Here is a 1,526-nt window from a genome sequence, read left to right as displayed (position 1 = left end):
TTGGTTATCAGAAGGAGGAGAATTACAGCAAAGTCTTCCCAGTTCGAAATTGCTGCCGACAGGATGGCGGCTGCCTCGATCATCCACGGGATCGGGCCCCAGAAATAGGACAGGAATTTGAGCAGCGGGTGTTTCTTTTCTTCGGGAAGATCATTGAAACCGAAACGGTTCCGCAGGTCAGTTACCTCTGCACCGGTCAGACCATTCATGGATTCCTGAGCCGGTGCTGGCGCTGCTATCGTCGTATCCGGGGGGATCGAATCACCGGTCATAAAATCGATCTCCTGTTCTACCTCACGATAATATAAGGATTCTGAAAAGTCTGTAGTAAGCGGGGGATTTTTTTTGAGATGAAAAATTAAGAACCGACCGAGGACTTATCAGCACCGGACTGCCAAAACCTTGATTATGCCCCCGCACAAGAATGAACGTTTATCATGTGCGGCCGGTACTCGCTAGCCTGTATCGATGACCTCTGCGGGAGGTTCCGGGTGATCGACCCGATGATCGGATTCCGGTCGCATTTCAATATCGCGCCGGGCAGCACGAACCCGGTGATCGTCGTGCACGAACGGGCAGAAGCAGTCATGATGCAGTGGGGTCTTGTCCCGCACTGGGCAAAAGGCGTTGTTGCCTGGCCACGTCTCTTCCGGCTGCCTGTCATGTGGGGACAACTCGTACCACACTCCGCAAAGGACATCCTGCCTGCCCATCGGCCCTTCAATGCCCGGGCAGAAAGCCTCGCAGAGAAGCCGATGTTCCGCGATCTTTTGAGAACGAAACGCTGTATCGTTCCCGCGAGCGGCTTTTTTGAATGGAAACAGGAAGCCGGGCGCAAAGTCCCGTTCTACTTCCACGTACGGGACGATCCGGTCTTTGCCTTTGCCGGATTGTACGATGTCTGGAGCAACCCGGCAGGCACGACTCTTACGACATATACGATCATCACGACTACCGCAAATTCCCTCATGGCGCCAATCCACTACAGGATGCCGGTGATCCTCCGGCAGGACGACGAGATGCGTTGGCTCTCCCGTGATGTGCTCCCTGCTGAAGAGGTGAAGCAGATTCTTGCACCGTACCCTGCGGAGGGGATGGAGGCGTACCCGGTGTCGGAAAGGGTGAATAGTCCCGGGGCCGATGATGAAAAAGTGATTGAACCGTTTAAGGGGTTGTGAACGGATGGCAAGAGAGCCCCGTTCTGACCCGGCACTCATATTCCCATAACCCGACTTTCCGGCGCGACGGATCTCCCCACAAAATTCCCGTAACGTGGAATTGTCCGGTCGAAAAACACGAAATCATGAACTACCGAATTCGCGAAAGACGCTGTTTTTGAAATACGGATCTGTCTCCATCACGTATACAGAGCGCCTTCGTAAAGCAGATTCGGGTCTCATCTCTGTAAGATCACGGTATCCCTTGTGGGAAACCAAAAACACGGTGTAATGTCGGACCCATGCGTCGAACGGGGCTCTCGCCGGAGTGAATCAGGTACTCTGGATCGCTGGTTTATCGGTCTTCTA

Annotated in this window: 2 protein-coding genes; one reads left to right on the top strand and one right to left on the bottom strand. The window is 53.8% G+C overall.

Going from position 1 to position 1,526, the window contains the following annotated elements; translation table 11 throughout:
* Positions 1-272, bottom strand: a 272-nt coding sequence (locus tag WCE46_RS08095) for a cation-transporting P-type ATPase (RefSeq protein WP_424733187.1), incomplete at its 3' end; no start/stop codon positions are given.
* 165 nt (positions 273-437) lie between these two features.
* On the opposite strand from WCE46_RS08095, the gene WCE46_RS08090 reads away from it, so the two are divergent.
* A complete protein-coding gene (locus tag WCE46_RS08090; protein WP_424733186.1) occupies positions 438-1,178 on the top strand; it encodes an SOS response-associated peptidase in 741 nt (246 codons plus the stop codon).
* The last annotated feature ends 348 nt before the right edge of the window (positions 1,179-1,526 follow it).

The organism is Methanoregula sp., assembly GCF_049690535.1.
Classification (GTDB): domain Archaea; phylum Halobacteriota; class Methanomicrobia; order Methanomicrobiales; family Methanospirillaceae; genus Methanoregula.
The sequence above is the reverse complement of the archived record's forward strand: the minus strand, read 5'-3'. Positions and strand labels throughout refer to the sequence as shown.

Excerpts from the sequence above, each read along its gene's own strand:
- WCE46_RS08090 (WP_424733186.1), top strand. The coding sequence starts at position 438 with ATGTGCGGCCGGTACTCGCTAGCCTGTATCGATGACCTCTGCGGGAGG.